The sequence below is a fragment of the Pseudomonas sp. 313 genome, from assembly GCF_000316965.1.
GTDB classification, from domain to species: domain Bacteria; phylum Pseudomonadota; class Gammaproteobacteria; order Pseudomonadales; family Pseudomonadaceae; genus Chryseomonas; species Chryseomonas benzopyrenica.
On record NZ_ANBZ01000088.1, the window covers coordinates 1 to 6,444 of the forward strand.

Below are 6,444 nucleotides of genomic sequence, written 5' to 3' on the forward strand. Positions count from 1 at the left end.
CAGGAGCCATCGCCTTTGAGGATGTAGGGCTGGATGCGCTGGGCCTGCAGCCAGTAGCCGGCGACGGCCACCTCGCTGCGTTGGCTGCCCACGCCCAGGCGGCCTTCCACCCAGTAGGGCAGGTGCAGCTTGGACAGCCAGAGGTCATGGCTGCCCTTGACGTAGACGATCTGGTTGCCCGGGGGGGGCGGCACATGGATGCAGGCGCCGTAGTAGGGAACCAGCAGGAATTCGGTGACCTCGCCCTCGTCGGTGACCATGATCGGCACCACATAGCCCGGCAAGCGCACCTCTTGGCCATCCAGGGCGGCAACCGTCGGCGCATCCGGCCAGGGCTGGCTGGCGGCGGGGCCGTCTTCGCCGAGGCCGTGGTCGATGCTGCCGGGATTGAAGCGCGGCGCATCGGCCGGTACCAGTTCGCGCCAGGCGAGTTGGCGGGGTTCAGCCTGGGCCCAGGACAGCCAGCAGAGCAACAGCAAAAGCGCCAGGCGCATGGGGTGGAAGCCTCGTCTACAAGCGCACGGACAACCCGTCCGTGAGGGCCTGGCGACAGCCGCGCCAGGCTGGGATGCAACCGAGCACCAGGGCGGCGAGCAGGATGCCGCCGAGCAGTTGCCCATCGTAGAGCGAGGGCCAGTCCAGCGGCAATGCCAGACCGTATTCCGCCAGCAGCCAGGGGCGGCCCAGGGCGATGGCGCCATAGAGCAGCGCCAGCCCGCCCAGGCAGCCGGCCAGGGTGAGCGCCAGGGCCTCGGCCAGCAGCAGGCCGAACAGGTGGCGCGGCTGGGCTCCCACCGAGCGCAGGATGGCCATTTCCCGGCGCCGTTCGTTGAGGCTGGCGAGCAGCGCGGTGAGCATGCCCACCAGGCCGGTGAGCACCACGCACAGCGACATCACCAGCAGCGCCTGTTCCGCCGTGCCGAGCAGGCCCCAAAGTTCCTGCAGGGCCACCCCGGGCAGGATGGCCAGCAGCGGCTCGCCACGGTAGTCGTTGACCGCACGCTGCACGGCAAAGGTGGCCACCCGGCTCTTGAGGCCGACCAGGGCGGCGGTGAGGTCTTGTGGCGTAAGATCGCGCTGGCGCACCTCGGCGTCGCTCAGCGAGGGACCGGGCATGCCGCCGCGCCAGTCCAGGTGCAGGGCGGTCATGCCGCTCAGCGGAATGTGCAGGGTGCGATCGACCGGAGTGCCGGTGGGGGCGAGGATGCCGACCACGGTGAAGGGATGGTCGCTGTGCTCGGTCAGGCTGATGGTGGCGACGCCATGGGCCAGCACCAGCTTATCGCCCAGCTGATAGTGCAGCGCCTTGGCCACCTCGGCGCCCAGCACCACCTCGAAGACGTCCGTGAAGGGGCGGCCCTGGGCCAGGCGCAGCGGCTGGTTGCGCCCATAGTGATAGTGGGTGAAGTAGTTGCCGTCGGTGCCCAGCACCCGGTAGCCGCGGTGGGAGTCGCCAAGGGACAGCGGGATGGTCCAGGCGACACGGGGATCGGCGGCGAGCTTCTCGTAGCTCTCCCAGCGGATGTTGTTGGTGGCGTTGCCGATGCGGAACACCGAGTAGAGCAGCAGGTTGACCGCGCCGGAGCGGGCGCCCACCACCAGGTCGGTGCCGGCGATGGTGTTGGCGAAGCTGGCCTTGGCCTCGGTGCGCAGCCGCTCGACGCCCAGCAGCAGGGCCACCGAGACGGCGATGGTGAAGACGGTGAGCAGGGCGGTGGCGCGGCGATTGCGCAAGCTGGCCCAGGCCAGTTGGAGCAGGGGCATCCTAGGTCTCCAGGCGGGCGGCGTTGAGCTCGGCCAGGGTGAGGTGGCGGTCGAAATGGCCTGCCAGGCTGCGATCGTGGCTGACGAACAGCAGGCCGGCGCCGGCGGCGGCGCACTCGGCGAACAGCAGTCGCAGGAAGGCATCGCGGTGGTCGCTGTCTAGCGCGGAGGTAGGTTCGTCGGCGATCACCAGTTCCGGCTGGCCGATCAGGGCGCGGGCGGCGGCGACCCGCTGCTGCTGGCCGATGGACAATTCGCGGGCCGGACGGCGGGGCAGGTCGGGATCGCTCAGTCCCAGGGCGCGGAGCAGGGTCAGGGCCGCGCCCTGAGGATCGCCATGCCGCGCACGGGCACGCGCGCGGCGCAGTGCCGAGAACTGGCAGGGCAGCAGGATGTTGTCCAGCACCGAGAGAAAGGGCAGCAGGTTGAATTGCTGGAAGAGAAAGCCGGTGTGGTCGACGCGAAAGCGGTCGCGCCGGGCGGTGGCGAGCGCTCCCAGGTCCTGACCGAGCAGGCGCACCTGGCCGCGACTCGGCCGTTGCACGCCGCCCAGCAGGCCGAGCAGGGTGGTCTTGCCGCTGCCCGAGGGCCCTTCGAGAAACAGCGCCTCGCCGGGTGCCAGCTGGAAGTGCCGGATGTCCAGGCATTCCGCCTGGCCGGGCCAGGCGAAGCCGAGGTCCTGGATCTCGACCAGGGGGGCGGAGGTCACTGGCGTCTCACCACTTCAGCTGTGGTTGCTTGGCCGTCAGCTCGGCGCCTTGTTGGCCACTGGCGACGATGGCCTGGACCTCGACACTGTGACTGTTGGGAAAGCGGGCGAACCAGCCGGAGAGGTCCAGGCTGTCGAGCGCACCCGGCTTGTTGCAGCTGAAGCTCATGCTGGCCTCCACGTCGAGATGGCCGCTGGCACTGGCGTCCTTGGCGAACAGCGGACTGATGGCGCTGGCTTCGGTGAGCCGGCAATCGGCCGCCGCGGGCAGCTTTACCAGCGCCTGGGGATTTTCCAGGCTCTGTCGCAGCGCGGCGACGGCAGCCTGTTCCTGCTGATTACGCGCTGCATGTTCGAAGCCCAGCAGATCGGCCGCCGGACTGCGCCACTGCAATTCCAGGCCGGTATCGGTCTGCGCCAGGTCGAGGTGGGATTCACCGTGCACATGGGCACCCAGGGCGCCATGCGCGTGTTCGTCATGGTCGTCGTGGGTGCCATGGGCAAAGGCCGGTTGGGCGAGCGCGGCAGCAAGGCAAAGGGTCAGCAGAGGCAGGCGCATGGTGGGCTTCCAGTGGACGGAGAGGCGCTATGTTATGTTGTTGCTTTTCCGCGCTGCAACCTTGGTTTGGCGTCGGCCGGTGGCTGTGGGAGCATGGACCTCTGCACGACGAGGAGAACACCATGGTACGCATTCGCGGAACCATCGGCAGCCAGCCCGTGGATCTCACGGTGGAACTGGACGAGGCCGACTGGCAGCGCCTGGCCGCAGCCCTGCAGCCTACGGCGGCGTCCCTGCCTGCTGCGGCGGTGGTCGCCGCCCCCAGCGGGCCCAAGTCGGGCGGTGACATGCTCTGGGACCAGGTGGTGAAACTGCTCAGCCAGGCTGGCCGCCTTAGTGGACCGGACATCCTCGTGGCCCTGGAAAAGCTGACCGGCAATCTGGGCGTGGCCAAGCAGCTGCTGGTCCGGCTGAGGCACAGCCCCCAGGTGCGCATGGAGCGGGTGGGCGAGGCGCAGTTCTATATCTGGCAGGGGTGAGGCCGGATGCAGCTTGGTGGAGAACGCTGGGCAGTTTTCCACGCTACAGGCCGTCCACCGCGCCAGAATGGCCCTGGCTGTGGATAAGGCTGCGTCCGAGGCGACGCAGCCGTTGTCGACCGACGCTTAGTACAGCGCCTGGTACAGGCGGCGGCGATAGGTGGCGACCAGGGGGTGGTCGTTGCCCAGCAGATCGAAGACCTGCACCAGGGTCTTGCGCGGCAGGTCATCGCCATAGCCGCGGTTGCGGCGGAACAGGTCCAGCAGGCCATTCAGCGCCGGTTCGTACTGCTGGCGGGCCAGTTGCTGCACGGCCAATTGGTAGGCGGCTTCGTCGTCGCCGGCATCGCGGGCCAGGCGGCTCTTGAGGTCGGCGACCTCGGGCAGGCTGGCGGCCTGGCGCAGGAAGGTCAGCTGGGCACGGGCGCCGGCCAGGGCCTGCTTGTGCTCGTCACCCTTGACTGCGTCCAGCACCGCCTGGGCATCGTCCAGTTCACCGCGCTCGGCCAGGCAGCGGGCATAGAGGATCAGCGCCAGGGCGTCGCTGTTGTCTTCTTCCAGCAGGGCCTTGAGCAGGGCTTCGGCCTCGGCGAAACGCCCCTCGGCGAACAGCGCCTGGGCAGCGTCCAGCGGATCTTCCTCGGCTGGTGGCAGGGCCTGGACATGGGGTTCGAGCAGGGCGCGAATGGCCGACTCCGGCTGGGCGCCGGCGAAGCCATCCACCGGTTGGCCATCCTTGAACAGCACCACGGTGGGCAGGCTGCGGATGCCGAATCTCATCACCAGTTCCTGCTCGATGTCGCAGTTGACCTTGGCCAGGTGCAGGGCGCCGCCATAGGACTCGGTGATCTTGGCCAGCAGCGGCATCAGTACCTTGCAGGGCGCACACCACTCGGCCCAGAAGTCCACCAGCACCGGGGTGCTGAAGGAGGCGTCGATGACCTGTTGCTGGAAGGTGTCGAGGGTAGCGTCGAAAATGTAGGGGACCTGGCTCATGGCGGACTCGGCAGAGGCGGGTGGCCCCAGATCATTCCTGATCCGGAGCCCCCTAAGAACCGTGCTTGCGACTTTCACAGCACACGGCTCAAGCTTACGAAAAGTCAGCCCAGAGGCTGACCGGCAACGTTGACTAACGATCCTATCATTACAGACCGCTGTGTCGCAGAGTCACTTGTTTACGCTGGCTGTGAATCAGCGAGTGACAGTTGGGATGGAGAAGTACGCGATTTTTCAGAGTGTCCTTGCCGCCGTCCACCCGTCGAATGACATGGTGGTCGTCCCAGCCCGTTTCCCTGGTAATCGCGTGACCGCACAGAGCGCAGTTCCCTTTCTGGCGCCGGTAAAGGCTTAGGATTTGTTTCCTGAAACGCAGCTTGTGCTGCATCCTTTGGACCCTTAGCTTTTCCCATTTCTGCTCAAGCGCAGCGTCGTACGGGTGGTACCCGCCTGATAGACGCTTTTGGCGCTTGATTACGGTCTTCGCTAGCTCATAAAGCTCACGATACTTTCTCTCTCCCTTCTTGCCTCTATAGGGATGCGCGAACACCTGTTTCCGCCCGCCGATGGAATGGAAGTATTTGTTCCAGCTCCACGTAGCTAGCTTCTTCGGGTGTCGGCGCTTCGCCCACCTTCGTAGCAACCAGAAAATCAAGTTATCTAGTTTCTTGAAGGTGGCTTTAGCAACAGCCTGAGAATGGTATTGAGCCCACCCTCGTAGTACCGGGTTCAGACGGCCGATCAACTCTTCCTGAGTCAGAGCCCCACTGGATCTCACTATGTCCCTTACCTTTCGATAGAACGTCGAGATGTTCTTCTTCGAGGGTTTGGTAAACAGCTTGGTCCGTCGGTAAGGCGATTTCGGCACGTATTTCCTGAAATTCCACCCTAGGAAATCAAAGCCCTGAAGGATGTGGGTTATCTGCGTTTTCTCTTCGGACAAGCTCACCCCTCGTACCGACAGGAAATGCTCGACCCAAGGTATGACCTCGTCAGTCAACAGCTCTTTGGTAGCCGCTGTGATGATGAAGTCGTCCGCGTATCGCACCACATGCACTCTGGGCGTATCGGCGTTGGTACCCGCTAGCTTTCTGGCCAGATGACCTTTGAGCTGCTTCTCCAAACCGTTAAGGGTGGCGTTAGCCAAACAGGGCGAAATAATCCCACCTTGTGGCGTCCCGGCCTCCGTAGCCATGAAGTGTCGCCGGTCAATTACCCCGGCCTTCAACCACAGCCGCAGTACCTTTTTGTCCATAGGGACGTTCTGGCACAGCCACTCGTGATTGATGTTGTCGAAGAACCCCTTGATGTCACCTTCCAGAACCCACACAGGTGAGTCGTCTTGCGACATTAACTGAAAGATTTCAACCATCGCATCAGCGGTCGAGCGATCCGGCCGGAAGCCGAAACTTTTCGGGTCGCTGGTGCTTTCGATGACAGGTTCCAGGGCGGACAGGTAGAGCGCTTGCATGGCCCGATCAAACATCGTCGGTATGCCTAGCGGGCGCTTTTCCTTCTTCCCTGGCTTCGGTATCCAAACCCTCTTTAGCGGTTTGGGCCGATAGCCTCGTTTCTCCGATAGACGCTTCGCGGCGTGGAGCTTGGCTGGAGGCGTCCCCCAGGTTTCTCCATCGACGCCCGGAGTCTTGCGACCCCGGTTTTCCGTCACCCGTCTTACAGCCATACAGCGGCCATAAAACGAATGGGTCAGTAACCGTTGCAGGCGTTTAACCCTACGCCAGTCACCGGCCATTGTTGCCTGCGCAATCTTCAACTGCGTTTTCCGAACGGAGATTTGGATCTTGGCCCAATCGAGATCGTGCCAGCCCTTCACGCCGTCAGGAGACGCAGACGAAACCGATGTTGCTGGTTGCGTATTCATACAGTCCTCCTCAGGTCAGTAACCTTCGGGACGGACTTCTCCCCTAGGGGTTGAA

7 protein-coding genes are annotated in these 6,444 nt (G+C 64.5%); 1 reads left to right on the forward strand and 6 read right to left on the reverse strand.

The features are described 5' to 3' along the window. From C722_RS0122160 to C722_RS0122175, 4 genes are all read right to left on the reverse strand, one after another. Positions 1-494 (reverse strand): DUF3299 domain-containing protein (locus C722_RS0122160; protein ID WP_017642604.1); only part of this gene is annotated, 494 nt, incomplete at its 3' end. A 16-nt stretch (positions 495-510) separates the two neighbouring features. Then, positions 511-1,764 (reverse strand): ABC transporter permease, encoded by a 1,254-nt coding sequence (locus C722_RS0122165; protein ID WP_017642605.1) that lies wholly within the window; start codon positions 1,762-1,764, stop codon positions 511-513. 1 nt (position 1,765) lies between these two features. After that, positions 1,766-2,473, reverse strand: a complete 708-nt coding sequence (locus tag C722_RS0122170) for an ABC transporter ATP-binding protein (RefSeq protein ID WP_017642606.1) — start codon at positions 2,471-2,473, stop codon at positions 1,766-1,768. Positions 2,474-2,480: 7 nt separating this feature from the next. Next, positions 2,481-3,032: a DUF2796 domain-containing protein gene (locus C722_RS0122175; RefSeq protein ID WP_017642607.1), complete on the reverse strand. Its 552-nt coding sequence runs from the start codon at positions 3,030-3,032 to the stop codon at positions 2,481-2,483. 122 nt (positions 3,033-3,154) lie between these two features. On the opposite strand from C722_RS0122175, the gene C722_RS0122180 reads away from it, so the two are divergent. Beyond that, the gene (locus C722_RS0122180; RefSeq protein ID WP_017642608.1) at positions 3,155-3,511 is read left to right on the forward strand and encodes a hypothetical protein; all 357 of its coding nucleotides are present in this window, start codon (positions 3,155-3,157) and stop codon (positions 3,509-3,511) included. A 126-nt stretch (positions 3,512-3,637) separates the two neighbouring features. On the opposite strand, the gene trxA is transcribed toward C722_RS0122180, so the two are convergent. Together trxA and ltrA are read right to left on the reverse strand one after the other, a co-directional pair. Continuing rightward, positions 3,638-4,507 carry a thioredoxin gene (gene trxA, locus C722_RS0122190; RefSeq protein ID WP_017642610.1) on the reverse strand — a complete coding sequence of 290 codons (870 nt, stop codon included), beginning with the start codon at positions 4,505-4,507 and terminating at the stop codon, positions 3,638-3,640. A gap of 148 nt (positions 4,508-4,655) precedes the next feature. After that, positions 4,656-6,389 carry a group II intron reverse transcriptase/maturase gene (gene ltrA, locus C722_RS0122195; RefSeq protein ID WP_026084029.1) on the reverse strand — a complete coding sequence of 578 codons (1,734 nt, stop codon included), beginning with the start codon at positions 6,387-6,389 and terminating at the stop codon, positions 4,656-4,658. Between the last annotated feature and the right edge of the window lie 55 nt (positions 6,390-6,444).